This is a genomic window from Sphingobium sp. VMM, assembly GCF_056790315.1.
The window spans coordinates 36518-62860 of sequence record NZ_JBXGSI010000016.1 but is presented as its reverse complement, the minus strand read 5'-3'; the positions used below and the strand labels follow the sequence as shown (position 1 = coordinate 62860).

The 26343-nt window shown below is 59.7% G+C and carries 23 protein-coding genes; 8 read left to right on the top strand and 15 right to left on the bottom strand.

Annotated features, from left to right (window positions below; translation table 11 throughout):
- Positions 1 to 40 precede the first annotated feature (40 nt).
- The 4 genes from ACUCV3_RS19255 to ACUCV3_RS19240 all read right to left on the bottom strand — a co-directional run bounded on the left by ACUCV3_RS19255 (position 41) and on the right by ACUCV3_RS19240 (position 6138).
- Positions 41 to 1648 carry an FAD-dependent oxidoreductase gene (locus ACUCV3_RS19255; protein ID WP_482240994.1) on the bottom strand — a complete coding sequence of 536 codons (1608 nt, stop codon included), beginning with the start codon at positions 1646 to 1648 and terminating at the stop codon, positions 41 to 43.
- A gap of 29 nt (positions 1649 to 1677) precedes the next feature.
- A complete protein-coding gene (locus ACUCV3_RS19250) occupies positions 1678 to 4587 on the bottom strand; it encodes a TonB-dependent receptor (RefSeq protein WP_482240993.1) in 2910 nt (969 codons plus the stop codon).
- 128 nt (positions 4588 to 4715) lie between these two features.
- A complete protein-coding gene (locus ACUCV3_RS19245; protein ID WP_063141907.1) occupies positions 4716 to 5654 on the bottom strand; it encodes a FecR family protein in 939 nt (312 codons plus the stop codon).
- Entirely contained in the window at positions 5638 to 6138 is a 501-nt protein-coding gene (locus ACUCV3_RS19240) for an RNA polymerase sigma factor (protein WP_081215309.1), read from the bottom strand. Before ACUCV3_RS19240 ends, ACUCV3_RS19245 begins: the two co-directional genes overlap by 17 nt.
- Before the next feature lie 685 nt (positions 6139 to 6823).
- Here ACUCV3_RS19240 and ACUCV3_RS19235 point away from each other — a divergent pair.
- Complete coding sequence (locus ACUCV3_RS19235; protein WP_161489728.1) at positions 6824 to 7231, top strand: HIRAN domain-containing protein; 408 nt, start codon at positions 6824 to 6826, stop codon at positions 7229 to 7231.
- A 230-nt stretch (positions 7232 to 7461) separates the two neighbouring features.
- Here ACUCV3_RS19235 and ACUCV3_RS19230 read toward each other — a convergent pair whose 3' ends face one another.
- Genes ACUCV3_RS19230 through ACUCV3_RS19210 form a run of 5 tightly spaced genes read right to left on the bottom strand, consistent with a single transcriptional unit; the run spans position 7462 to position 11760 of the window.
- Positions 7462 to 8550 (bottom strand): NAD(P)/FAD-dependent oxidoreductase, encoded by a 1089-nt coding sequence (locus tag ACUCV3_RS19230; RefSeq protein ID WP_063141961.1) that lies wholly within the window; start codon positions 8548 to 8550, stop codon positions 7462 to 7464.
- Positions 8547 to 9209 carry a methyltransferase domain-containing protein gene (locus ACUCV3_RS19225; RefSeq protein ID WP_482240992.1) on the bottom strand — a complete coding sequence of 221 codons (663 nt, stop codon included), beginning with the start codon at positions 9207 to 9209 and terminating at the stop codon, positions 8547 to 8549. Before ACUCV3_RS19225 ends, ACUCV3_RS19230 begins: the two co-directional genes overlap by 4 nt.
- A gap of 42 nt (positions 9210 to 9251) precedes the next feature.
- Positions 9252 to 10331, bottom strand: a complete 1080-nt coding sequence (locus ACUCV3_RS19220) for a type III polyketide synthase (protein WP_063141915.1) — start codon at positions 10329 to 10331, stop codon at positions 9252 to 9254.
- Positions 10328 to 11524, bottom strand: coding sequence for a beta-ketoacyl-[acyl-carrier-protein] synthase family protein (locus tag ACUCV3_RS19215; RefSeq protein ID WP_482240991.1), 1197 nt, complete (start codon positions 11522 to 11524; stop codon positions 10328 to 10330). The genes ACUCV3_RS19220 and ACUCV3_RS19215 overlap by 4 nt, the downstream gene beginning before the upstream one ends.
- Complete coding sequence (locus tag ACUCV3_RS19210) at positions 11524 to 11760, bottom strand: acyl carrier protein (RefSeq protein ID WP_065107765.1); 237 nt, start codon at positions 11758 to 11760, stop codon at positions 11524 to 11526. Before ACUCV3_RS19210 ends, ACUCV3_RS19215 begins: the two co-directional genes overlap by 1 nt.
- Before the next feature lie 282 nt (positions 11761 to 12042).
- On the opposite strand from ACUCV3_RS19210, the gene ACUCV3_RS19205 reads away from it, so the two are divergent.
- The 5 genes from ACUCV3_RS19205 to ACUCV3_RS19185 all read left to right on the top strand — a co-directional run bounded on the left by ACUCV3_RS19205 (position 12043) and on the right by ACUCV3_RS19185 (position 15753).
- Positions 12043 to 12183 carry a DUF2256 domain-containing protein gene (locus tag ACUCV3_RS19205; protein WP_072895396.1) on the top strand — a complete coding sequence of 47 codons (141 nt, stop codon included), beginning with the start codon at positions 12043 to 12045 and terminating at the stop codon, positions 12181 to 12183.
- Between the two features lie 5 nt (positions 12184 to 12188).
- Complete coding sequence (locus ACUCV3_RS19200) at positions 12189 to 13733, top strand: cryptochrome/photolyase family protein (RefSeq protein ID WP_448537273.1); 1545 nt, start codon at positions 12189 to 12191, stop codon at positions 13731 to 13733.
- Positions 13734 to 14173: 440 nt separating this feature from the next.
- Complete coding sequence (locus tag ACUCV3_RS19195) at positions 14174 to 14638, top strand: nuclear transport factor 2 family protein (protein ID WP_063141921.1); 465 nt, start codon at positions 14174 to 14176, stop codon at positions 14636 to 14638.
- Entirely contained in the window at positions 14635 to 15216 is a 582-nt protein-coding gene (locus tag ACUCV3_RS19190; protein WP_313039222.1) for a TetR/AcrR family transcriptional regulator, read from the top strand. The genes ACUCV3_RS19195 and ACUCV3_RS19190 overlap by 4 nt, the downstream gene beginning before the upstream one ends.
- A 351-nt stretch (positions 15217 to 15567) precedes the next feature.
- Positions 15568 to 15753, top strand: coding sequence for an MBL fold metallo-hydrolase (locus tag ACUCV3_RS19185; RefSeq protein WP_278376737.1), 186 nt, complete (start codon positions 15568 to 15570; stop codon positions 15751 to 15753).
- A 78-nt stretch (positions 15754 to 15831) separates the two neighbouring features.
- Here the strand turns inward: ACUCV3_RS19185 and ACUCV3_RS19180 are convergent, their stop codons facing one another.
- The 4 genes from ACUCV3_RS19180 to ACUCV3_RS19165 all read right to left on the bottom strand — a co-directional run bounded on the left by ACUCV3_RS19180 (position 15832) and on the right by ACUCV3_RS19165 (position 18149).
- On the bottom strand, positions 15832 to 16473 hold the full coding sequence (locus ACUCV3_RS19180; protein ID WP_278376738.1) for a LuxR C-terminal-related transcriptional regulator: 642 nt from the start codon (positions 16471 to 16473) through the stop codon (positions 15832 to 15834).
- Positions 16474 to 16755: 282 nt separating this feature from the next.
- Positions 16756 to 17172 carry a DUF1905 domain-containing protein gene (locus tag ACUCV3_RS19175; RefSeq protein ID WP_083575516.1) on the bottom strand — a complete coding sequence of 139 codons (417 nt, stop codon included), beginning with the start codon at positions 17170 to 17172 and terminating at the stop codon, positions 16756 to 16758.
- A gap of 180 nt (positions 17173 to 17352) precedes the next feature.
- Complete coding sequence (locus ACUCV3_RS19170) at positions 17353 to 17637, bottom strand: BrnA antitoxin family protein (protein ID WP_072895386.1); 285 nt, start codon at positions 17635 to 17637, stop codon at positions 17353 to 17355.
- Positions 17634 to 18149 (bottom strand): BrnT family toxin, encoded by a 516-nt coding sequence (locus ACUCV3_RS19165; protein ID WP_278376739.1) that lies wholly within the window; start codon positions 18147 to 18149, stop codon positions 17634 to 17636. The genes ACUCV3_RS19170 and ACUCV3_RS19165 overlap by 4 nt, the downstream gene beginning before the upstream one ends.
- 129 nt (positions 18150 to 18278) lie before the next feature.
- Here ACUCV3_RS19165 and ACUCV3_RS19160 point away from each other — a divergent pair, with 129 nt between their 5' ends.
- Positions 18279 to 18476: a hypothetical protein gene (locus ACUCV3_RS19160; protein ID WP_150131278.1), complete on the top strand. Its 198-nt coding sequence runs from the start codon at positions 18279 to 18281 to the stop codon at positions 18474 to 18476.
- A gap of 766 nt (positions 18477 to 19242) precedes the next feature.
- On the opposite strand, the gene ACUCV3_RS19155 is transcribed toward ACUCV3_RS19160, so the two are convergent.
- Both ACUCV3_RS19155 and ACUCV3_RS19150 read right to left on the bottom strand, forming a co-directional pair.
- Positions 19243 to 21585, bottom strand: a complete 2343-nt coding sequence (locus tag ACUCV3_RS19155) for a DUF3772 domain-containing protein (RefSeq protein ID WP_482241008.1) — start codon at positions 21583 to 21585, stop codon at positions 19243 to 19245.
- A gap of 354 nt (positions 21586 to 21939) precedes the next feature.
- Entirely contained in the window at positions 21940 to 23004 is a 1065-nt protein-coding gene (locus tag ACUCV3_RS19150) for a LacI family DNA-binding transcriptional regulator (protein ID WP_048938940.1), read from the bottom strand.
- A 193-nt stretch (positions 23005 to 23197) separates the two neighbouring features.
- On the opposite strand from ACUCV3_RS19150, the gene ACUCV3_RS19145 reads away from it, so the two are divergent.
- Positions 23198 to 26296, top strand: a complete 3099-nt coding sequence (locus ACUCV3_RS19145; protein WP_284112570.1) for a TonB-dependent receptor domain-containing protein — start codon at positions 23198 to 23200, stop codon at positions 26294 to 26296.
- The last annotated feature ends 47 nt before the right edge of the window (positions 26297 to 26343 follow it).

Sequence of the window (26343 nt, the reverse complement as noted above, 5' to 3'; positions counted from 1 at the left end):
TACAGAGCTCTATCGCTCAGGCTCTATGGATGATCCGTTATCAGTCCAGCGCCAAGATCTGCTGCTCGGACAATAATTGCTGTTTCAGCATCCCGTAATCGACATCCTGCACGTTCCTGCCCTCCCGGATCGCGATGGATGCCGCAGCAGCGGCCGATTGGCCAAGGATCATGAAGACGGGCTCCATTCGGATCGAGCCATAGGCAATGTGCGATGCCGACAAGGCGACCGGGACCAGTAGATTGGTCGCTTCCTGGCGCTTCGGGATGATCGCATCATAGCTGATCGGATAGGCGCGTTCCGGGCTGACCTCGATATTCCCTTCGTTGCGCGCAAAGCCTCTTGCATCGACGATCCGCCGGACATTGTGCGAGTCCATATTATATGATCCCATGCCGACCGGCCGGGGCGTCGCCTTCGTGCCGCGCAGATGCGGTTCGGCCATGACAAAGTCCGAAACCATGCGCCGCGCTTCGCGCACATAAACTTCCCGCGGCCAGTTGCCATTGGCCGTGAATTCATCCTTGCACAGGCCCCAGCGCGACATTTCCGTGCGCGTCTCGGCCGGCACGCCAGGATCGTTTGCCATGAACCACAGCAGTCCCTGCTGATAGTCCACATGCTCCTGGATGATGGCAGCCCGTTCGGTGTCGGTCCCCTCGGGATAGCGGTAATTCATGCCGATATCATCGAAGGAGAAGGCACCGAAATTGTTGGTGTCGGTCTTGCCGTTTGGGATGCGGTCGAATTTGCGGAAGAAATCCCGATAGCCCGCATCCATATAGCGTTTGAGCAACGCATATTGGCGCGGATCATAATGGCGCGGCCTGGGAAAAGGCGTGCGGTTGGCTGGCACGTCGGTCAGGCACATACGGAATGTATAGGCCTGTATGCGATGGTCGCCCGTGCCGTCCGGTGCGATCTGATCTGCCGTTACCCGCGGCAACAGGCCGCTGTCGGGCTTGCCGGGGACGACATAGGGATCGACGTCCAGGGTGAATTGATGGTTGGTCGTGTTGGCCATCTGGACACCGTTCAGCGTCTCGCCATAGGTGGCATTGGCTTCGCGCCCGACCGCAAAGCCCACCCCTGCCCCTGCCATCAGATCGCCTTCATAGCTGGCATCAATAAAGACATGCCCGGCAAAACGACGACCGGTCCCGGAACGGAAGGCGACAACCCGACCGGCTCGCACCTCCACGGCCCCGTCCCGCCGATCGATCGGCTGGGATCGAACGACATTAACACCGGCCTCCTTCAGCCAGGCCTCGTAAATCTCCTCAGCCACCTTGGGCTCGAATTGCCACATCGCATCGTCATTGACGAAATTCTCGGCGTTCTCCGGACGCCTGGCAAAGGTCCAGGCAGCCGGATCATCATAATGACGCTTCACCCGCCGATAAAATTCGAGCGAGAGGCCACCAATGGCGCGATGATTGCCGGTGTCGGACCAGCCCAGGCCATTGGTCGTCATGCCGCCGACATAGGCGTCGCGACAGACGAGAAGCACCGACCGGCCCAGCCGCCGTGCCTCGACCGCCGCAATGACGCCGGCCGAGGTGCAGCCATATATCACGATATCCGCCGGTGTTTGTGCAACCGTGCTGGCGTCGGCCGCGCCGGCCAGCAGAAGGGCCGCGGCGAGCATGGGGCGAAGCGCCTTGATCCTGCCAGCCATCAGAAAGTCGCCGCCACGCCGAAGAAGAAACGGCGGTCCTCTCGCAGCGAACTGAGCAGGCGCGCCGGATCCTGGAGATATTGCCGTTCGACGGACCGGGTGAGATTGATGGCCTCAGCCGTCAGGCGGACGGTCTTGGTGAGGTTGATCTGGGCCGAAGCGTCGAGTTGCCCCCTGGCCTGCATATAGGAACTGCCGCCCGATGCGGCGCTGCCCTGCCCCTGCAGATATTTGCTTCGGTGGATATAGGCGACCCGGAAGGACAGCAACTCGTCCTCATAATAGCCGATGAGATTATAGCTATGCTTCGACAGGCCCGGCAATGGCAGGCCGAGTTGGGTCGCCTCGTCTACCAGCGGCGTCTTGCTGTCGACGAAGGTATAATTGGCCTGGATGCCGAGATTGTCGAAGGGCGCCGGCAGGAAACGCAGCGCGTGCTGATAGGCCAGTTCGAATCCCTTGATGGTACCCGACTTGCCATTGACCGGCTGGGTAATCTGGAACAGGTCGTCCGGCCCCGTCGACAGGCCGGGCACGAATTCGGGCCGGGTCGTGTTGATGGTGAAGGAACTGACGTCCTTGTAGAATCCCGCCAGCGTCAGCGCACTGGACGGCGCAAAATACCATTCCAGTGTCGCATCATATTGCGTTGCCTGGAACGGCCGCAGGGCGGGATTGCCACGCGATCCCGTGCGGGCGACGATGAATGGAATGAAGCTCACCCCGACATCGTTGAGGCTGGGACGCGCGACCACCTTGGCAGCGGCAGCGCGGAACATGAGGCTGGGAGACAGCTCGAGCGAGAGGTTGGCGCTCGGCAACCAATAGTCGAAGCGCGATTTCGACGCGGTTGCCTGTGTATCCGACAGATAGCCCGAGGATATGCGCTCGATACTGATATAGCGCACCCCCGCATTGCCGGTGATCGGCATTGATCCGACCTCGCTCTTGAAATTTGCCCGGACATAGAAGGCGAGCGTGTCCTGATCCACGTCGCGGATCGACACGCGACCAAGCGGGATCGTGTCGGCACGAGGGATCGGCAGGCCAAATGCATCGCGTGCAACATCCTTGTCCACGGTCCCGGTCAGCAAGTCGCGTGGAAAATCGCCCGAGGCTCCGGGAAAGAAGCTGCTCATGCTATTGTCATAATTGAGCCCCGGCATCTCATCGACGGTGATGATGCCATCGCCATTCTTGTCACCAACGGCCAGCAGGCTTGCCGCAGAGGGGACGCTCTGTGGCGATTCCGAATAAAATTTGATCTTCTCGTAGCGCGAGCCAACCTGGATCGAGCTGAGCAAGCCCCAATCGGTGCGGATGTCGAAATCGACACGGCCGTCATAGCCGCTGTTGTTAGTGATATTGTCGCCATCGAAGATCGATGCCAGCTGATATTGCGCCGGATCATTACGGTCGAAATTGGTGTCGAGCGAGAGGTTGGGCACCGGGCCACCACTCGAGAAATCATAGCTTGCGTTGGTGACATTGCCGGCACGCGGGACCACCACATAGGTGAAAGATGCGCCAGGGCCACCATCCGTGCCCTTGCCCTTGCTGTAGGAAGCGTCCGCCGACATCGTCACGACATCACCATCATATTTGGTCGAGAAACCAAGATTGGTGGATCGGAACTCGGTCGGCTCGTCATAGATGAGCGGCCGCAGCGTCACGCCGGTGAAGGTGCCGCTGACGACGGTGCCATGTTCGTCAGCAACGGCATCGACGTCATTATTATTGAAGAGAATCTGGTAATTGGCGCTGTTGCGTTCCCGTTTCAGCCGGGAATAAGTGCCGTCGAGAATGATCTCCCAATTGTCGGCAGGACGAAACTGCAGCGAACTGTTGAGCGTCAGGCGCTGCTCCCGCCGATCATAGATGCGCGCCATGAAACGATTCGGCCGGAAGAGGCCGGGATCGTCGACGCCGTCACCATCGCCGTCGATGGCATCGGTACGGGTCCAGCCGCCGGAATCGAATGACTGTCCCTGGGTATGCGTGTTGGAATAGGCGATGCTGGCAAGGACGCCGAAGCGATCGTCGAAATTCTTCGAGACAAGGGCAGAGCCTCGGTAGCCAAGATGATCGGCCTGGTCGGTATAGGCACCCTGCAGCCGCCCGCTGATGACAAGGTCGTCAAGGTCGAGCGGACGCTTGGTCTTGAGGTTCACGGTGGCGCCGAGCGCCCCTTCGGGCATGTCGGCGGTGGGAGACTTAGAGACGACGATGCTGCCGATGATTTCCGGACTGATCGATTCAAGCGACGCACTGCCACCTGCACCCGGCCCCAGGAAGGTGCGGCCGTTGATTTCCAGACGGTTCTGGGAAATGCCGCGGACGGTGAAGTTGGAACCGTCGCCTTCGCGCCGGGTGATCTGGACGCCGGTGATGCGGCTCATGGATTCGGCGACATTCTGGTCAGGCAGCTTGCCGATATCCTGCGCCGTGATGACATCTACGATGTTGCTGGCGCGACGCTTCACATTGATCGACTGCTGCAGCGAGCCGCGAATGCCGGTGACGATGATGTCCTGCGCCGCCTGATTGTCGGAAGAGACAATGTCATCTGGTGCAGCGCTCGCCGTTTCATGCTCCTGTGGATCGGGCTCACCGGCCGGCATCATGGTGAAAGCGGCTGCCGGGGTCGGACCGACCTTGCCTCGCTTGAGCACGATGGCGCTGCCGACCCTCACCATGACGAGATCCGTGCCTGCAAGCAGGCGCTCAAGCGCCTGCGACACATCCATCGCGCCTTTGACGCCGGAAATGGTAACCCCCTCAGCTGTGGGGGCCGACACCAATATTTCGATCCCCGCCTGTCTGGCAAAGAGCGGGATGCCGGTGCGCGCCGGTTGCGCCGGGATATCGAATCGCCGGACCTGGGCCGCCGCCTCCGCAGGCGAAGCCATGGTCCACGCCAGGCTGGCTGAAGCCAACAGAAAATGGGCGCGCGAAGCTCTCATACATCCTCCCCTGTCTGGCGCCCTGTTTTCTGGTGCGCTCTCGACCATCAAGAGACGGCCCGGTCGGTTTTCCGTCAGCTGCCTGCGATCTTTTTTCGCGAAAGGCGAATTTCCTCGGCCGTCATACTTACCGAAATATCGAGGGAAATGGCCAGGGTCCGCGCAAAACCTGCCGGATTATCGATCCGGAACAGGCCGACCAGCTTCTCATTGGCCAGGCTCGGGTCGGACAGCACCAGTTGCTGCTTGTTGTAGCGGTTGAACCGGGCAATGGCGTCAGACAATGTGTCCCCTTCGAGCGCGATTTCACCCGCTCGCCAGGCGAGCGACCTCTCTATCGCCTGCGGTGAATTGCCAGTGGCGGGAACCAGCGCACCCCGCTCGAAGGTCGCAAAATCCCCGGCCTTGAGGATGGTCATCGCCCCTGCCCCGTTACGGGCCCAGGTTGCCACGATCCCCTCGGTCACGGCAATCTGCACGCCATTTTCTGTCCGACTGACGGAAAAGGCCGTGCCGATCGCCCTTGCCTGCGCGATGCCGGCATCAACGATGAAGGGACGCCGCCGGTCCTTTGCAACCTGAAACCAGGCCTGGCCTTTTGCCAGCGTGACGCGCCGGCTTTCCTCGTCAAGGGCAACCCGCAGGTCGCTACCACTGTCGATCGTTGCGACCGAACCATCCTCGAGCGGAAGACGCCGAATTTCACCGCGCTCGGTCGCGATATGCTCCCCCGTCCAGCGCGAAAACCCGACCATGCCTGCAATCGCCGCCGCCATGGCACCACCGACCCCGGCCGCCATCCATCGACGCCGCGTCCAATGGGAGCCGTGCTCCGGCCTGGCGTCGGCAACAAGCGCTTCCTCCACCAGGGCCAGGGCAGCCTGCGCACGCAGCAGCGCCCCGGCATGGAGCCGGTCCTGTGCGAGCCATGCGTCAAGAGCGGCCTGCTGATGCGCATCCAAGGGATGGCGCATGGCCCAGTTGGCAGCTGCCTCGTCAATGCTTTCGCGCATGGACACCTCCGCTGCTCGAAGGCTGTTCCTGTTCGGGCTCGGTCAATGTGCGAAGAATGGTTCTCAAGCCGCGGCTCGCCTCATTCTCGACAATGGTTTCGCTGACGCCCAGCGTCTGGGCAATCATCTTCTGGCTCAAGCCCTCGACCCTGCGCATGATGAAGATACGGCGGGCACGATCGGACAGCTGTGCGAGCGCCGCCTGTACCCTGGCCAATTCCTGGCGTCCCTGCACGAAGCGCTCGGGCGTCAGAGGATCACCTTCCTCTTCCCAACCATCAATGCCGGACGCAGTCTCGATGCGAACCACCCGCGCCCGCTCCACCTGTCGTTGCAATATGTGTCGCGCCACCGTGAAAAGATAGGCGCGAGGCACGGCAACATGCGCGACATCAGGCAGTTGGGCCAGACGACAATAGCATTCCTGCACGATATCCTCCACATCGGCCGCCGCAAGCACACGCCGCCGCAACCAGCTCCGCAGGTCACGTTCATGGGGCAGAATTTCCCGTGCTACCCATCTGGCAAGCGCGTCGCGTTCCGTAATTTCTCTCCTCTCTCGTTGCCAAGAGCCATGGAAGAGGCATTTCCGTCACGGTTAAAGCAATTTTGTGGCGGAGAAACGGATACGCGCCGATAGGTGCACATACTCGAACAATCTCCGCAAAAACTGACTGACTATCCCGATCCTTCGCTGCCACCCGATGGGATTTTTTCGCTTCTTTCAGCGGATTGTAGGTTCCAAACGCTCATGTGAGATCAATGAATTGCAAAGGGAGATGATAATCCGATAAATTGCGGTAACTATCGGACATATCCCGATTGCCGCACTCTGGAAGCATGATTCATTAGGGCCGTGTCAAAGATGATTATTCCCGGTGGCATGATGCAGACCAAATTGGCGCGACGCTTGGATTTGACGCTGTTGGCAAGGGCCAAAATGGCGAAGAACACCCCACACCGGTCTGGGCTCTTGCAACTGGCTGCGTGCGCGCTAGGCCCGCCAGCTATATATCCGACTGGTGCGACGGGCTAACCACATTCTCAAGCGCCATCGCGATCTTTCCTGCACGCTGACACGCAAGAAATCTTCGAGTATGTCGGCCATCTCCCCACGAGCCTATCACCGCGCGCCCCTTCAAATAGCGCGATCGATGGCGGAAGGTAGGATGTCCATTAAAACGCTGCGATCCGCCGTGAGAGGCATCGGTGGAGAGAGAAAACAACGGAGATCGGGATTGAAAAGCGCTCATAATGTCCGCAGTGCGCACGATATAAAGCCGATTTCCATAGTAGGCGAAAGCTACTTTCAGGATGCGATCGCGCGCTGCTCGGTCGGTCAAAGCGTCGCATTGATAACTGAGCCGGGTAACCCGATTAATCCATGCGCGATCATGGTCTGGAACCAGGAAGGTCACCAGATAGGCTATTTGCCGCTGGGAAGCTGGGTCGCCGGAGCGATGCCGCCCAGAGGCTATACGCTGTACGCTTTGATCACGTCTATACATGGCGAGCCGCCGAAGCGTACGGTCATCCTGGATTGGTTTTATCAGCGAACAGGTCGATTGTTCGAGTGATGAATGATGGCGCGACGGCGGGGCGCTACGAAAGCCGCTTGATCAGACTGATGGGTGAAAACCGGATGTCCGAAAGCGATCGTCGGCAGACGTAGCATTGTCCTGCCGACATTAGGGCTTCACTACCGGTTTAATCATCCTCTTACGGTTTAATCATCCTCTTACGGTTTAATCATCCTCTTACGGTTTAATCATCCTCTTACAATTGACGGTGAGACCGAAGCGTCGCATCAGCCCTTCGCTTCTGGCAAACGGGTCACTTTGACCATCCAGCGTAACAGGGCGGGGCATGCACGAAGCACGCCAACGGCCGCACCAGATAACCAGTGTTTTTCGGCAAGACGTTGCAAGACCATACCTCGCCGAATCTGCGGCCCGACCATCGCCCGCAGCCTTTCATGATAGATTGGCGCGGGCTGTCCTGCGAGAATGGATTGCGCCGCAAGCCAGCCGCTGCGTAATGCGATGGCCATACCATCACCTGTGAGCGAGGCCGTCATTGCGGCCTGGTCACCCACCCGATAAATGTCTTCAGCATCGTCTGATGCGTGAATGCGGCCATAGGGTAGATTGGCGATGGTTACAGGTCGGGCGAATAAAGGCTCCCCATCGGCAACGGCGCGAAGGCCTGGCGAAAGCGGCGCGATCATTGCCAGAACATCCTCCCATCTTCCGCCCAGCGCTGCCAGCCGTTCCCGCCGCAGGACAAGGCAGAGGTTCGCAATGCCACCCTCCACTAATTGAAGACCTGCGTAGCCATCGGGGAAGAGTGTCAATTCGATCAACTCTTCAAGTCGGGCGAGCGCGGCTCCAGGCAGGCGCCAGTGCATCTTGAAACCAACATGCGCATTTTCGGGCACCATCTTTGGCAAGGTGCGCAAACCGATCTTGCCGGTCGCCAGCAAAATGGCACGACCTTGCCGCTCGCCAACATTCGTGCGTATGCCGCCCGACAGAAGATCAAGCGCCCGGACCGGCCGCTCTATATATGCCCCGGACTTGGCTGCCATGTCGATCAGCGCCTCGTCCAATCGCGACCGGCTGAGGCCTCGCGCCACGAACGGAAGACGGGCCTCGGCTATCCCACCGTTCGTCACCAGCCGCATGAAGCGCATTTGGGAGGCGCCCAGAATGTCGAGGTCGAGGCCAATATGCTGCAGATGCTGTTGCGCCTCTATGGACAGAAATTCGCCGCACGCCTTGTGGTGAATGCCGTCCTGCGATTCCAGTAGATGGACGGATCGGCCCGCCCGTGCGAGGCAGATTGCCGCGGCAGCCCCGGACAGTCCGCCGCCCACGATCAGCGCATCTGCCTTCACTGCCAGCGCGACAGGCAATAACGGAAAGGGAAATGCCAGCGGAGCATGGCCTTGTCTGCAAGATCTGCCTGCTCCAGCAACCCCAGCCAATCCTCGCGGCGAAAAGCGCGGGCGATGGATAGCGGCCCGTCGTGGCGCACGAAGGCATGCCAGCGCATCGCCGCCGAAAGCAGGCGGAAGCCATGATAAGGCAGCGCATGGCGATGCAGGTCGTTCACGAACCAGCCGACCCGCGCTCGATTTTCCATCCAGCGAAGGAAGCGTATGATTTCCTCATTGCTCATATGATGCGTGACGAGCGAACTGATGATGAGGTCGATCGGCTCATCCATCGCCATCGCGTCGCCGGTTCGATATTCGATCGCCATTTCCGCTGGCGTGTCGGTCCGGGCAGCGGGCAGGCTACGCGGGTTGATGTCGATGCCGATCAGGCGGATCGCCCGTCTCTTGCTCTCGGCCAGGCGGCGAATGGCGCGCAGCATGTCTCCCGCGCCATAGCCTATATCCACCAGGGTCAGGACATGACCCGGCGACGTCTTTTCCAGCGCCTGCGCCACGAAACCTAGCGTCGGCGGCCGGGCGAGGGTGACAGTGTTGACTCTGGCCAGATCGGTGAGACAGGCGGCGAACTGCTCTGCCGGCACATTATCACCGTCCATCCACTCCAGTTGACCAGATCGCGCGGAGAGGTCGACCATGGATCAACCAAGCCGCGTGAAGCGGAAGCTCTCGGCGGCCAATCCTGGTCCAAATGCCATGGCGATGCCGCGCGCGTCCCCTTGCTCTGCCAGCATGCGCGCCAGCACGAACATCAATGTGGCGGAAGACATGTTGCCCTGCTCCCGCAAAATCGTGCGCGAGGCGTCCAGTGCATCGGGCGACAGTTCCAGTGCCTGCTCCACCGCATCGAGGATGGATCGGCCACCGGCATGAACGGCCCAGAGATCATAATCTTTTTGTCCCCTTAGAAGCCCGTCGGCGTCGTTCCGCTTCATCTCCTGCCGCAACGCATTCCCGATATGCCCCGGGACCTCGCCGCCCAGGTGCATGTCGAAACCCTGATTGCGGATCGTCCACCGGATTGCTTCTGCTGAGCCGGGCAAGGTAGTTGCACGAAAATCATCAAGCGCAAGGCCATGAGGCTTGGCACTCACGAGCGCGACAGCTGCGCCATCGCCGAACAGCAGCATCGCTAAAAGCCGCTCCAGATCGAGTGTCTTCTGGAAATGTAGCGTACACAATTCCAGCGTCAGCACGAGCACGCGCGCAGCCGGCTCCGAGCGAACGATATGATGTGCCAGCCGCAACGAATTGACGGCGGCATAGCACCCCATGAAGCCCACCACGGTCCGCTCCACACCAGGGTGGAGACCGAGCGCCGCAGCGATCCGCTGATCAAGGCCCGGGGCCATGAAGCCGGTACAGGAGGCGACCACCAGATGGGTCACCGAGCCAGGGTCAAGCGCATCACCCAAGGCGCTGATGGCGGCCAGGCCAAGACGCGGAGCGTCGCGCTCGTAGCGAGCCATGCGCGCGTCTGTGCCGGGCCATTCCCCGGGACCGTAAAAGCCGTCGCTATCCGTGATCGTTCCATCATCGAGCGTGACGGGCTCGAGATAGGAGAAACGCTGTTCTATGCCTGCACGCTCCACCATGCGTTCGAACAGCCGTCGCGTCTTGGGGGCTTCTATGCGACCTGCAACGAAACGAACGAAGGCGTCATGGACCTCGTGCGGCGGCTTGGCAGTGCCGATGGCGTTGATGTGTGCAACCGCCGTCATGCCAATCGTCCGATGAGCACCGCGTTGAGGCCGCCGAAGGCGAAACTGTTCGACACGAGCAGCCGCTGGCCGATCTTCTCCGCTTCCAATGCCAATGGCACCATGTCGCAGCTATCGTCTGGGCCTAGATGATGGAGGACAGGGGGAATCCATCCCTCGCGAAGCGCCACCATTCCAAGCAGGAATTCCATCGCGCCGGTCGCTCCAATCATATGACCATGACTGGATTTTGTCGCCATGGCACGATGCGCTTTGAGGCCAGCGCCATAGAAGGCGTGCAACGCTTGCGCCTCTGACGCATCGTTGAGCAGCGTTCCCGTGCCATGGGTAGAGATCAGCGCAGGCGAAGCGGGATCGATATCTGCATCCGCATATGCAGCCCGGATGGCGCGTATGATGCCCTCGCGGTCGGGTGCTGTGATATGGGCGGCATCACTGCTGGCGCCATAGCCGACCAATTCGCCAAAGATCGTTGCGCCTCGCGACCGGGCATGCGCTTCGCTTTCCAGCACCAATATTGCGGCTCCCTCTCCCAGCACCATGCCGCGCCGATCGCGGGAGAAAGGGCGGCATGTGTCGGATGCCAGCACGCCGAGCGCCGACCATGCCGTCCATGATCCTGGCGTCAGACAAGCTTCGGTTCCCCCCGCTATGGCAACGTCCACCCGACCAGAACGGATCATGTGCATTGCTTCTCCAATGGCATGGGCGGATGAGGCGCAGGCACTGCCCAGGACGAAGGTTGGGCCATGCACGCCCAGCGCCATCGCCACATGAGACGCCGGCGCGGAGATCATTGAGGACGGGATGGTCTGGGGATGGACCTTTGACTGATGGGCATAGAGGCGCTCATATGCCTCGTCGATCGTTGCGTTGCCGCCGCTGCCACAGCCCAGCAGGATGGCCGTTCGGTCCTCCAGCACACAATGGCCTTCAAGGCCTGCCTGTGCCACGGCTTCCGTTGCGGCAACCAACGCAAATAGCGACAGTGGATCGAGCCGTCCGAAACGGCGCCAGACTGCTGGATCTGGCTTGTCCTGTGTCGCGATCCAAGCAGCTACGCCGGTAATTCCATTTCGTTCGATCGGTCGGATCGCGCTCTCTCCGCCGAGCGTTCGCGACCAGTTTCTCGCCACTCCGACACCCAGGCCGCTGATGCAGCCCATGCCGGTGAGGACAACAGCTTCTCCCATCAGGCCGAACGCAGAAGCTGGATTTGCTCGATCAGCGCGCCGACGGTCATGTCGGGCTTGAGGTCGTCCGTTCTTATCTCGACCCCCAATTTATCCTCGACTTCGAAGGCAATGCTGACAAGGTCGAGCGAGGCAATGTCGAGTTCTGCCAAGGTCGCTTCAGGGCGGAATTTGTCGCGAGGCAGGCCGGTCTCGGTCTCGAAGATGTCGAGAATGGCATCAGGGCTGATCGACATTCAATTGCTCTCCGCCGGACACCCCTGTCGCCGTGCAACTTGCGGATGGAAGGCCGGCCCGTCAAGCGCATCTCGCGCAGTAGATAAGTCAGCTTGACCAAATCGGCGAACAAGAATCCTTGGCAGTCGCAAAGCGCTCGATTTTCGCTTAAAATGAAGAGACCGAAAAATTCCGACTGTCCCGCCGTGTGGGGCGGAAAGCTGCCAATCCGGCGCTCGCCAATGCAAGTTACCGCCCGATTGCGAATTGGCTCCGATCGGCTTGTGGTGCGTTTGCGTGACATGCCCCATCACAAGTCGACCTTGCCCACCAAAATATGCATCTCCTGCCAGCGTCCGTTCGCGTGGCGCAAGAAGTGGGCCCGCGATTGGGATGAGGTTAAATTCTGTTCACAGCGCTGCCGCTGCTTGGGGGAAAAGTAGCGGTTATGACAACGCTCATTCCCGTGTTGGGCGATCAACTGTCGCTCAATCTGTCTTCGCTGCGTGCGGTAGTGCCCGGCGATGCCGTCATACTTATGATGGAGGTCGTAGAAGAGACGACATATGTCCGGCACCACAAAATCAAGCTCGCCTATATCTTGTCCGCGATGCGGCATCATGTTCTAGCGCTCGAGGCCGCTGGTTGGCGCGTCGACTATGTGCGATTGGACGACCCTGAAAACAGCGGCAATTTTACCGGTGAGATTGCGCGCGCGATCCAGCGGCACCGGGTTGAACGGATCGTCGTCACCGAAGCGGGTGAATGGCGCGTGGCCGCCATGCTAGAAAGCTGGCAGACGCTGTTCGGTCTGCCAGTCGATATTTGTCCGGATACACGCTTCATATGCTCGCACGGCGAGTTCGATGCATGGGCGACCGGCCGGCGCGACCTTAAAATGGAATTCTTCTATCGAGAAATGCGCCGGAAGACCGGTCTGTTGATGGACGATGGCAAGCCGGTTGGAGAGCGCTGGAATTTCGATAAGGACAATCGCAAGCCTGCTCAGGCCGACCTGCTGATGCCGCGCCCGCTCCGTTTCAAGCCGGACCAGATCACCCGCGACGTCATCGGGCTGGTGAACGATCGGTTCGCAGACCATCCTGGCGATCTTCAAGCTTTCGACTATGCTGTGACCGCCGCAGATGCGCAGCGACAAGCCGACAATTTTTTCGCGAACGCGCTGCCGCAATTTGGCGACTATGAAGACGCAATGCTGACCGGTGAGCGGTTCCTCTGGCACTCTATTCTGTCACCCTATATCAACTCGGGGCTGCTCGATCCTCTCGACTTGTGCCGACGCGCCGAAGCAGCACATCGCAGCGGCACCGCACCGCTAAATTCGGTTGAGGGCTATATCCGCCAGATCATCGGATGGCGTGAGTACATGCGCGGCATCTATTGGCGGGAAGGACCTGGTTATGTCGATCGCAATTTCCTGGAGCACAGCCGGACACTTCCGAGCTGGTACTGGAACGCCGACACCGACATGCATTGCCTGTCGGAAACGATTGGACAGACGCTCGCGACCGCGCATGCACATCATATCCAGCGGTTGATGGTGACGGGCAATTTCGCGTTGCTGATCGGCGCCGATCCCAGGCAGGTCCACCTGTGGTACCTTGAAGTTTATATCGATGCCTATGAGTGGGTTGAGCTGCCTAATACATTGGGTATGAGCCAATTCGGCGATGGCGGGCTTCTCGGATCAAAACCTTATATTTCGTCGGGCGCGTACATCAACCGAATGTCAGATTACTGCGGTAACTGTCGATATAACGTCAAGGAGCGGATCGGGGACGATGCATGCCCGTTCAACGCGCTCTATTGGGATTTCCTCATCCGCCATCGAGATAAACTCGGCGGCAATCGAAGACTGGCGATGCCGTACCGTAACTGGGATCGGCAATCAGATCAGGACCAGCATGCGACCTTGGAGCAGGCGGCCGCCTTTTTTCGCCGGCTCGATTTCGAGGGCGAAGAGTCATATTGAGTTAACGGATGATGGCGCAGCCTTTCACGAGCAGGGGTTCGTTGGTGGCGCGTAGCAAATCACTGTGGCCGGCCGGTTTCTAATGAATGTGCCCCGTTTGCGGGGCCATTGCCCCAACTGAGGGTCTGTCATCGTCCTCACTGATCATAGGCTTGAGCCCTGAATCGCGGCATATGCCTTCTGGTGTCGACCACATTCGGCGCACGCTTTCCACACCGCAAAATCTGAAAATGCAGCGTTTTCCGGTCGATGGACCGGATGCCGATTCACCGCGAGAAAAATGACTTGTACCGAAAGGTCAAAAATTGTACCGATAGGTACAAGTCAAAACCCCAAAAGGGGAATCGAGTGAACCGCCACACTTCATAGCTGCCCTTCCTGCTGCGGCCCTTGCGGCCCTGGCGCTTGCCAAGACCATTCACATCCCGAAAGGAAATCAAATGTCCCGTCCTCCTCTGCCCCCGTTCACCCACGAAAGCGCTGTCGAGAAGGTCCGTCTGGCCGAAGATGGCTGGAACACCCGCGACGCCGCCAAGGTGGCTCTGGCCTACACCCTCCACACCCGCTGGCGTAATCGCGTCGAGTTCGCCACCAGTCGTCAGGAGGCGCAGGCCTTCCTTGAGCGCAAGTGGAACAAGGAACACGAATACCGGCTTATCAAGGAGCTGTGGGCGTTCACCGGCAACCGTATTGCCGTGCGCTATGCCTACGAGTATCGGGATGACGCCGGGCAGTGGTTCCGCGCCTACGGAAACGAAAACTGGCTCTTTGCCGAAGACGGACTCATGTCGAACCGCCACGCCAGCATCAACGAAATGCCGATCAAGGAATCGGAGCGGCTGTTCTTCTGGCCCCTCGGCCGCCGTCCCGATGACCACGCTTCGCTGAGCGACCTCGGGCTTTGACTACCAAGCGCGCCCTCACTGATCGTGAAAGTGCGCTGCCGGCGTTGGCAGAAGCATTCCGCGAGCATGGCTTCGAGGGCGCGACCTTGGCCTCTTTGTCGAAGGCAACGGGCCTTGGTAAAGGGAGCCTCTACAACTTCTTCCCCCGCGGCAAGGAAGAGATGATGGAGGCGGTCCTTGAGAACATCGACGGTTGGTTCGCTGACGCGATTTTCTCGCCGCTCGAGAGTGTTTCTGATCCAGCTGCGGCTGTCACGGCCATGTTCGACGACGTGACCGCCTATTTCCGCTCTGGGAGGCGGGTATGCGTCGTCGGTTGTCTTGGGCTTAATTCCTCTGGCGAAGCCTTCGCGGTGAAGGTGAAAGATTATTTCGCTAGATGGATCTCGGCTCTGGCCCACTGCCTCGAAGTGGCAAAGGTTCCGCCAGCGATGTCCGTGGATCTCGCTGAACAGGCAGTGTCGGGTATACAGGGTGCAATCGTCCTGGCACGGGCGCTTGGTGATGACGCGAGCTTTCAGCGGATCGTTCATCGCCTCCGGTCGATCTTGCTCGATGCGATCGGCCGCTACGGCTGAGATTCTCGAAGTTGCCCGACATTCGGGCGGTTCGTTTCAAATTTCCTGATATTGTCTGCCAGGCAGCCTAGATATTCAAACATTAACGCCCAAACCAGCCGACTGCAGATCAGTATCATTACGGTTTGCAGGTCCGGTTTCCAGTTCCGAAGTCGACCCATTTCGGCCAATTGGCGGCCGGGTGGGAGTCTCCGAGAGAGGGATGTCGGCTATTGAAGGCAGAAGGCATGCCGTCGCGATTACGTCAATGGCGTGAGCCTCGGTGAAAAATTAATCCAAATTAAGTATAATTCCCGATCTCATTGCGTCGACGAGCGGCTTAGTCTCTCCCTGTAGTCGATGAAGGAGATAATGGTGAACGGCGAAAAGCGCAGAAGATATGATCTTCGAGATTATATTTATGCCGAAGCTGAAGCCATTTTGTATAGCGCCGATGTTTTGTTTTTTGAGCTGACTGGGGTTACTGACTGGGAGTGCCTAACCCCAGGGCAAAAAGGCGCTTTAATCGAGCTGAAGCGACGGCGGCTGATCCCTTAGCTGCTACATGTCCAGGAAGCCTTCTACACTCAGCTTTCTACTGCCCTGAGGGACGGAATTTCGGTGAGCTAGCGTTGATCATGGTTCAATGATGCAATTGCGAATCGCATATCGAACAAGGTCTGCCACATTTCGTAAGTCGAGGCGTTTCATCGCTTCCAGGCGATGTGCCTCCACCGTTTTGACGCTCATGCCCAAAACTTCAGCGATTTCCGTGTTTCGCCGCCCTTCAGCGATCTGCTGAACAATCTGACGCTGTCGCGGGGTAAGCCGCCGCAGCGGGATTACGCTTTCGTCCAGCACGCGCTCGACCAGGAACTCGCTCGCTTCTCCTGAAAAGAAGGGTTCGCCTTTAAGGGCATGGTCCATCGCCTGCTGCCAAACCGACGGCCCTTCAATTTTTGAGAAATACGCTTTGCAGCCTGCACTCAGGGCGCTGGCAATTGTGGTTTTGCTACGTTGCAGAGTGAACATCGCGATGTAGATGGAGGGAGTAACCTGTCTCAATTGCGTTGCGTAGTGCAGCTCATTCTTCAAAGGGGGAGGGCAATCAAGAATAGCGATGTCGGGGGCGTAATCGCGCGCCATAGCAACACAATGTACGCAATCTACTCCTTCTTCGACAACTTCGAAGCGGGAATCTTTCCGCAGAAGCCGGCACAGGACGTTTCGCATCTCTATGCTATCGTCGATCACCAATACCTTAGCGCGGTCAATCATCGTAGCGAACTCTCCCAGGCGGGCCCAATCGATTGCCCTCGAACGGCCGCCATGCTCTGGATGGTAAATTCGCTTTAGACTCGCTGCAATCTCCTAAAATCACAGGCGGACTGAGCATTTTTCTTCCCTGCTCTCTGTCATTGATTCTGAAGCTAAGATTGAAATCGGCGTCTACCGCCGACCCAAATCATACTTTCAGAGACAGAGTTCGGCTCCTCAGGCGCAGATCTTCCGTTTTTCCAGCGGCTCGCGACCAACTTCCCTCAGGTCGAGCGCTCATTTCTAGCGTGATGGTCCCTTGGATAGGGTAATGCGTACCGTGATCAAGTCGCCTTCGGCCAGCTTTTCTGCTTTTCTCACGCTCGCCTTGATGGGTAGCATGTAGCCTTGGCGGGCTTTGCTCGGAAAAACCGATGTGCGCCAGCATGTTTTGCCGATGGCAGCCTCTACATAGACTGATCCCCAAGCCGCTGAGTGACCAGACGATGCTACACGGATGGCTTCCGCGACGTAGCCGTCGATCGTCAGAAAATGCCACGACATCGATGACGGCTGGCCATCCTTGCCTTCCCCGCGCCACAACCAGATAGGACCGGCATGCTCCCACGCTGTTTCGTCGGGTGAGACGTCCCCGCCCAGTTCCTCGCGCAGGAAGCGGATCAGCTCGGGGTCTGTTGGGCCATCGTTCGTTTGCACCACTCGATCATTGGCTGTGCGCTTGTTTGATGCAACCCGATCTTGCGCTATCGTTTCGTCTACGTACTCTTTCGTTGGGTGCTGCAGTCGCCCTCCGCCGGTCGCTCAGTAACCGATTTCGCCTCCCCAGCAGCGGATCGACAGCTTGCCATCGCCCTGCCAAAAGGATGGGGTCAATCGGCGTCAGTGCGCAGCCACCCAATCTTTGAGGGCTGCATCGATCCGCGACTGCCAACCGGGACCGCCCGATTTGAAATGCTCGATCACCTCGGGCGAAAGGCACAGCGTGCTGACCTTTTTCGGGGTCCTCTGCGGACCGCGTACGCGAATTGTCTTTGCGAGGTCCGGGAAGGCCTCAGCGAAAGGCTTTGCCCTCGCGAAGTCATCGGCTGTCCATTCACGGTTATTGCTGACCGCATCCATATCGGCCTGGGTGTATCCGGGAGCGGCATGTTTTGGGTCGGTCATGGCAGGAGCCTGCGTTCCGTAATGCTGGCCGGGCGGGCAGAGATGATCGAGACGCCTTCGGTGTCCAGCACAGCGAAAATCACCGTGATCGCGCCGTTCATCTCACCGATGGCGGCAAAGCGTCCGTCTTGGCGCTGGGCATCCTGTGCGGGGCGTTGTTCGCCGCCCTCGTGGGTTTGATGCGATAAGATCCGGAACAAATGCGTGAGGGGCCTCGATCTTCTCTTTCCTCTGATATTCAGGACGACACCCCGCCGGCGTCGGTGGGGTATTTTTAAGGCAGATATTTGAAACCTGACGTCAAAAATGACCGTGATGGATCGACCCTGGTTCTCAAGATTGAAGCCACGCTTCTGGCAGCCATGATGATCGATCGTCGGCCGCTGGCCTTTACAGCCTTCTGCAACGCCGTTGCGCCGATCGGCGCACAAATCTGTCTTGGGGCACCAAAGCAATTGCGTGACGATCGGCCCGTATTCATCGAGATTTTTCTGCCAGGAACCGCAGGCCAAAGCGTTCGCCCCTGATGCACATTATTGAGATGAATCACAATTAAACGCTTCAGACTAACTAATGTTATTGAACGGTCCAACTCCAACAAACTATGCGCGCTCTGCTTTAAGAAGCAGAGAGAAGGTAAATTGGTAAACGACGGCAGACGGAAATATTACGCACAGGATTATGTTTTCGCGGAAGCAGAAGCCATTTTTGCCAGTGATGAAGCGCTTTTTCTGGAAATCGCGAACATGGCAGACAGGGATTTTCCAACCCCGCGCCAGCAAGGTGCTCTTATCGAACTGCGCCGACGGCGGCTAATTTCTGAAAAAGACGAGAGCTGATTCGGCGGTTGTCGAAAGATCATGGCAAATGATTGAAGATGAAGGGGTTTCATCTGGAAGGCAGGTGGGGCCCTCCTTTCGCATACGCTGAAGCATGCGGTTGGCATGCACCGGAGTCGCTGCTTGTCGAGATTCCTCCATGTCGTGTAGCTTCGGTCATCGCCCTTCTCGACCTTCACGAAATCGTAGCCCCGCGTTTTCATCTGAGTTTCGCCGCTAGCAGCCCGGGAACCAACGAGGTCAGAAAGACTAGTTGGGACTTGAGCAATAGCCGCTTGCCCCGTCAGCGCGAGAAGGATGCTGCCAAAGACGCTTGTCCGCTTTTCCCTTACCAGCTTTCCTCCATTCTCAGAGGGTTCGGGCTGCGAGATGAATAGCGACATCTACCCAATTCGATGGACAGCACCATAAACATCTTGCCGCAGGCATGTTCTTCGCCTTTGGCAAGCTGGCCTGACCTGCTCAGAATAGAAGGAAGCGCAGTCTATCGACCCATTCGAGTCGTTCAGAGCCGAATTGGAGGCTCCCAGGAGCAGACGGTCTGCATCCAACCATTCGATTTGGAATCCAGGCTGCGGCAGCGCCTTTCAGCTTGCGGTCCGCTCTCGAACACCCTCCCAATCTGGGTCCAGCGAGACAGTGCCGGCTGTCTGTCATGTCTCCCGCACTCCATAGAATGCGGGCCCCATCGGGTTCCGGCGACACGGCATTGTCGGGACAGCCTCTGCTTGGTCGGATCCTGCTGATCAAGGTCAGCGATTGAGCCTCAATCCAGGTGCCCCGTGTTGATCAGTTCCATGCGCTGCGGCACGGTGCCGATCTCGATCCCTTCCTCGCGGAACCGGCGCAGCAGGACGGTAAAGACATTGCTGCGGGCGCCATAGGCCGCTCGCGGGCTGGCGACATGGGCGAAGCTGTTGAAGAAGATGCGGCCGTCCGCGATCGAATCGATGAATAGGGAATAGGCGGGCTCGGCCAGCACCGCCGGCTCGTCGGCATATGTAGCCAGCACGATTTCCCTCACCTTGTCCGCATCCGTTTCGATCGGCACCGAAAACTGGATCTGCATCCGGCCGAGCGGGCTGGCGAGCGTCTTGTTGAGCACAATCTTGGTGATGAGTTCTGAATTGGGCACGATCAGGGTCGAATGGTCAGGTAGCTCGATTTCGGTCGATCGCACGCTGATCCGCTTCACATCGCCCTCATCCTGGCCAACGCGAACCAGATCCCCGATTTTGATCGGCCGTTCGGCAAGCAGGATCAGCCCGGACACGAAATTCTGCGTGATCGCCTGAAGACCAAAGCCGATGCCAACGGACAAGGCCGACAGCAGGATAGCGATGCGTTCTATCCCGATCCCGAGTGAGGCCAGCCCCCAGATCACCGCCAATGCAATGCCGACATAGCGCGCGACCAGACTTACTGAATTGCGACCACTGCCATCAAGGTCGGTGACCGGCAGATAGCGTCGCTCCAGCCAGCGCATGAAGCCGCGCACCAGGGCCAGACCGATCAGCAGCACCAACATGCCGCGCAGGATGGCGCCGGGCGAGACCGCAACGCCGCCGACCTCGAAGCCCTCCGCCAGCGCACCGAGCCGGCTGAACAGGCTGGCGACGTTGCCCGCGCCAAATGGCGACAATAGTAACGAGAAGCCCATTAACAGCACCGCCAGCCGCAACAGCCCCGACAACAGGACGCCGAACTGCTCGACCGCGCTCCCGCGCAGGCCAAGGCTGCGGACCAGCGCCATGCCGAAGCGGCTGGAGCGGTCGAATATCGTCGTCGCCAGATCGTCGATCGCCGCCATCAGCAGATAAACCGCCGATCCCAGCACTGTCGCCCAAGTCACCATCTGCAACAGGAAGAGGCTGAGGCTGAAATAGCCCAGCAGCAGAGCGATCGTCGCGGTTGCGACCAAGATCCACGCGATCAGGCTGACAAGGCCGCTAACGCTCTCGTTACGATCTGCGTCCTGGGCCGCCTCCATCTTGGCTGTCCGCAGACGCGCCACGGTGACGAGGACCGCACTGACCAAAAGGATGTGGAGCAGGGCGAAGACCGCCTGCGTCGCTTCCTGCGCCGCCTTGCTCACGCCGACGGACGCATTGAATTGCGCATAGATCACGCCGAGGAAGGCGAGCAGCGCCAGCAGGAGGCTATAGGGTCGCAGTCTCGCCGCGCCATTGTCGCTGATTGCCGCGATCCGCCAGGATGGACGGCTTCGCATCAACAGCGCACCGAGCACGGAGAAGGTGAAGCCGCTAAAGGCGAAGCCGCCCACGAACGCGCCGAGCAATGGCTCCCACCGATCCGCAACCAGTCCGGACCAGCGCAGTCCCTGCGCGATCGAAAGCGCCGCCAGCAACGGCGCAAAGGTACCGACCGCCACCCGCCACAGCGCATAGGTGGAGCGCCGCACCCGCCGCCCCGGCACGCCCTCGGTCAGCATGCGCTGCCCCATACGCCGCGCGGCGACCTGTCCTGGCCCGACGATCAGCAGGCCCAACAGCAGGCCCGCCAGCGCATGCCATGGCCGATGACTGCGCAGCGCCTCTGCGGCCTGTTCCTGGCCTATCTCCAGAAAAGCGGTGACGCGCCGCAAGTCGCGGGAAAAGGCATCGCCAAGCCCGGACCAGAAGCTAGGCGACAACGGCGATGGCGAGCGGGTCGTGATTTTCTCGCTAAACTGTTCCGCCTCGCTCCGTTCGATCTCATCTGCCAGTTGCTGGGCCTCGACACCGATCAGATTACCGCGCTTGATCGCGGAATCGATCGCGGACCGCTGCCGCGTCAGGGCCGCACGCTGCCGCTTGATATCGGGCGCTTCGCTGCTGCCCGCCGCGACGGTGCCCAGCCCTGTTAGCTTGGCATCGAGCAGGGCCAGTTGATCCTGCAAGTCGCCGGCGGCGCCTGATGCGGCCGTCTTGGCCGCCAGTACTTTTGCCAGCAGGAGCTTGCGATCATCGGCATCCATGCGCGTGTCGAGGCTCTGGTCGACCGAGCGCACATCCTTTTCCGCCTGCGCCAACCGGGCTGCCGGATCCGTCGCCGGGTCCGCCTGTGCCCACACCGGGCTGGCCAGGCCAAGGCTCAGGACCAGCAGCATGACTATCAACAGGACATGCATATGCCGGATCGGATCAATTGCCTGATCGTGTCGAAACAAGGACCACCCATTTTCTGCGCGACGTTGCCGTCCTCTCTATGGTCGGCGGTGGCGCAGGTCCACAGCGCGTAAACGGAAATCAGGCCGGGCGCTGCGCCATGAAACGTACCGGCTGTACTCCAGAAAGAGTGTGTCCCAAGCTTGGCATACGGCGAAACCCACCGACTTGCGCAGCAGGTCTGCGGGCGAGTCGCTGCTCATCGCGTCAGTCAAATCCGGTTGGAACGACAGGCGACCAAATCGCGAGGGAGAAAAGGCTTCGGAAGGAAGCGACCCTTTGTGGACGCTCTGCTTCTAATTTGTCATTCCGAACTGCTGACGGTCTCCTATTAGAGCGGCAGTAGTTGACTGAGCGATCACTAATCGGAGTGGGGGCGGTGCTACCTGCGGCAAAGGTAGACCTTCGACAAGATCGATCAGTTGGTGGGTTGCGATCTCGGCCATTTCGCCAAATGGTCGCGCTACGGTGGTCAGCGCGGGGGTTAGCAATTCGGCAACCAGACTGCCGTCAAACCCGACGACGGAAAGCGGGCTTGGTACGGCGATGCGAAGTTCCGAAGCGACCTTCAGCACGCCCGCTGCCATGATGTCGTTGGCGGCAAAAATGGCTGTGGGCAGCGGCGAAAGGGATAGAAGCTGCTCGGCGGCTGCGACGCCGGAGGCGAGGCTGTAATTCCCCTCGATTTCATGAAGCAAGGCAACTCTGTTCCGGTCGAGCGCTTCGATAAAACCACGACGTCGTTCGATGGCGGATATCATCGACTGGGGGCCGGTGACCATCGCGATTCGCTGGTGGCCGAGTGCAACCAGATAATCCGCGACCGCACCGGCCGCATCGGCTTCGCGGGACAATATGACGCTGCCATAGCCATCGATCGGCACGGCCGAGAGCGCCACGGCGGCAACCTGTTCGGCTTGCAGGGCCTGAGGCAAGCCGATGATCCCGGACACGGGGGGCAGCACGATCAGGCCATCGATGCGAGACCTGCGGGCAAAGGCAAGCACATCCTCGATCGCGCCTTCTTCTTCCAGTGGCGTCGAATGGCAGATGACCTCATAGCCGCGCCGTGTCGCTTCTCGTCCAACGCCCCGTTGCACGGTGTCGAGAACCAGAGCGTTGCGATCATTATGGACGATGCCGATCAGGAAGGATCGACCCTTGGCCAACGCCCTTGCGCGCAGGCTTGGCCTGAAATTCAAGGCGGAAATAGCCTGCTCGATGCGCTCGCGGGTGTCGTCGCTGACGCGCGGCGAATTGTTGAGGACGCGCGAAACCGTGCGGATCGAAACGCCGGCGCGATCCGCCACGTCAGAAATGGTCGGCTCATGGCCATTGTTGAACGAAGCATTGCTATTCATGGTCGGACGCTATGCTGCCAGATCGCTTCTGTCACGCGCTACCATCATGCCTATCTATTTGACTTGACGCGCGGGTTGGAGAAGCATAATTCACGGCCATCAATGATAGCGCTAACTAAGGCGTGTCGAGCAATTTACGGCGGAGCAGGTCAAGGCTCCAACTGGTCATTGCAAGAAAGAAGGGGAGGATCGAATGAAGCAGATGCAATCGTTGCGCGTGCATTTCCTGACGGGAGCCGCGCTTATTTTTTGTCCGGTCGTGCCAGCGCTGGCACAGGCCCAAACTTCCACCGAAACGCCAGCTGTCACTGCTGCCGAGCAGGCGCAGGGCGGCTCGGATAGCGCAACCGCAGACATCGTCGTCACCGGATCGCGCATCGCGCGCAATGGCTTCGACGCCTCGACCCCGGTCAGCGTGGTCGGCTCCGAGGACATCAAGCTCTCGGGCAATGTGAACGTCGAAAAGACGCTGGCGCAGCTGCCGCAGGTGGTCGGTTCACAATTGGGTAGCGCGACCTCGAATACTGTTCCCGGCGGCTTTGCCGACGTCAACCTGCGCGGCTTTGGTTCGACCCGCAACCTGGTGCTGGTCAATGGGCGGCGCTATGCCATTTATGGTCCGGAGCAGGTTACCGATCTCAACACGATTCCGTCGAGCCTGATTGCGCGCACGGAAATCGTGACGGGTGGTTCGTCGGCCGTCTACGGGTCCGATGCCATCACCGGCGTCGTCAACTTCATCATGCGCGACGATTTCGAAGGCGTGGAAGCGCGCGCCCAGCTCAATATGGATCGTCCCACCGGGACGCCCGTCTATACCGTCGACCTGACGATGGGCGGTAATTTTGCCGACGGTCGTGGCAATCTGGTCGTGTCGGGCAATTATCTCAAGCGCAACTCGATCACGCGCGGGCAGCGCGGCAGCTTTGCCTATGACTCGCTCAACGACGGATGCATCGTGCCGGGCAGCGGCGGCCATGACCGGGCCGGCACGCCCTTCACGCCGGCCTCTGGCCTGGGCTGCGTCGCGGGTGGCGGTGAGCTTGGCTTCGTTGCCGGTGGCAGCGGTGACATTCCCAATGGACGCTTTTCCGGTATTCCGGCGGCGGGCGGCTCCAACGCGGCGCTCAATGCCGCCTATGCCAATGCCGGCCTGTCGGCGATGACGTCGCGCGGCTTCACCTTCAACGATGAAGGCACGGTTGCCCGGCCACAGATCACGCCGCAGGATGATTTTAATCTGGGCCCCGACAATTATCTGATCCAGCCGCAGAAGCGCTGGATGATCAACAGCTTTGGCCATTATGATTTCACCGATGACATCACCGGCTATATGGAGCTTCACTATAGCAGCAATGTGGTGAATGCCCGACTGGCGCCGACCAATGTCGGGTCGCCCACCTTGTTCGATGTCAATAATCCCTATCTGACGCCGCAGTTGCAGGAAGTGCTCCGCCAGCTTGATCTGGCCGAAACCGGGACGACCACCGTCACCAGCGGTACCGCGACGCGGACGACGACCGCAGGGGACGGGCTGGCGGTTCTGACCGCGGGACGCCGCTATCGGGAAGTGGGGCCGCGATTGGCCAGCGAACGGCGTAATGTCTTCCGTGGCGCCTGGGGCTTCAAAGGCAATCTGGGCAGCGTGTCGGACAATGTCCTGACCGATCTCAAGTTCGACGCCTATTACACCTATGCCCGCAGTGAAGACACGTTGCTGCTGCAGAACGCGATTTCGCGTAGCCGGCTGCAGGCGGCCTTGTTGTCGGTCAATGGCGCGGCACCGGTCTGCAACATCTTTGGCCAGAATATCTCCGAAGCCTGCGCCAGCGCGATCCGCATCAACGCCACCAACTCGACCATCGCCACCCAGCAGGTCGCACAGGCGAGCGTCACCGGCACCCTGTTCCAGCTGCCTGCCGGTCCGGTGGGTTTCTCCAGCGGCTATGAGTGGCGCAAGACCAGCGCAACCTTCACGCCGGACTCCTTCCTGGCCTCGGGCGACGTCGCCGGTTTCAATCCCGGCCTGCCGACCAAGGGCGACGTTTCGGTCAACGAGATTTTCGGCGAATTGCGCGTGCCGTTGATCCACGACACACCGTTCATGGAGAGCCTGGTTGCCAATGGCGGCTTCCGCTATTCCGACTATAGCCTGTCCGGCATTGGCGGCCAGTGGACCTATCTGGGCGGGCTCGACTGGCGGGTGAACCGCGATCTTGCCTTCCGTGGACAGTATCAGCGGGCGATTCGCGCACCCAATGTGAACGAGCTTTACGGCGGTGTGACCCGTGTCGTCGGTGTCGCGACCGATCCTTGCTCCTCGCGCGCTTCGGCGGCGCAGCGGACCGATGCCGTCCGCGCGGTCTGCATCGCGACGGGCGTTCCAGCCGGCGCGGTCTTCACCGATGCGGTCCAGCCCAACAACATCATGCCGGCGGACTTTGGCGGCAACGTCAATCTGGGTGCGGAAAAGTCCGACACGTTCACCGTCGGCGCCGTGTTCACGCCCAGCTTCGCGCCCAAGCTCTATTTCAGCGTCGATTATTTCAACATCTCGCTGGACGGCGCGATCTCGTCGCTGGGCGGTGGCCTGCAGAACACGCTCAATCTCTGCTATACCGTCATTCAGGACGCCAATAGCGAGTTCTGCCGGGCGATCGTGCGCAATCCCAATACGGGTGAGATCAACGATCCCTATGTGGCGCAGATCCGCAACGCCAATACCGGCAAGCTCAAGACCTCGGGCATCGACTTTGCGATGCGCTATTCCTTCGACGTCGGTTTCGGCTTCCCAGGGCTGGGCAGCACCAGCTCGTTCGATATCAGCAGCAACCTGACCTATCTGGACGAATTCACGTCCACGCCGGTCGCGGCGTTGCCCGACATCAAGAATGAATGTGCCGGAGCCTATGGCCCGACCTGCGGCCAGCCGCTGCCGCGCTGGCGGGCGACGTCGCGCATCACCTGGAATGTCGAGGATCTGAGCCTCAGCCTGCGTCATCGCTATATCGGCAAGGTCACGACCGACCGCTATGTCGTGCCGCATCGTCAGGGGGCGGCGAACGCGCCCAGCCTCGACAGCTTCGCCTATCCGGTGCTGAACGATCAGAATTATTTCGACCTGTCGTTCAACTACAAGCTGCGCGAGGGGATGGAGATTTTCGGCGGTGCGAACAACATGTTCAACAACAAGCCACCGGTCACCACCCAGGGGCCGAATGCCAACACCTTCTCGGCGACCTATGACGTGCTGGGGACCGAGTTCTTCATCGGCGCATCGCTGAAATTCTGAGGACGAGACAGGAGGGCGGGGGCAGCTAGGCTGTTCCCGCCTTCATC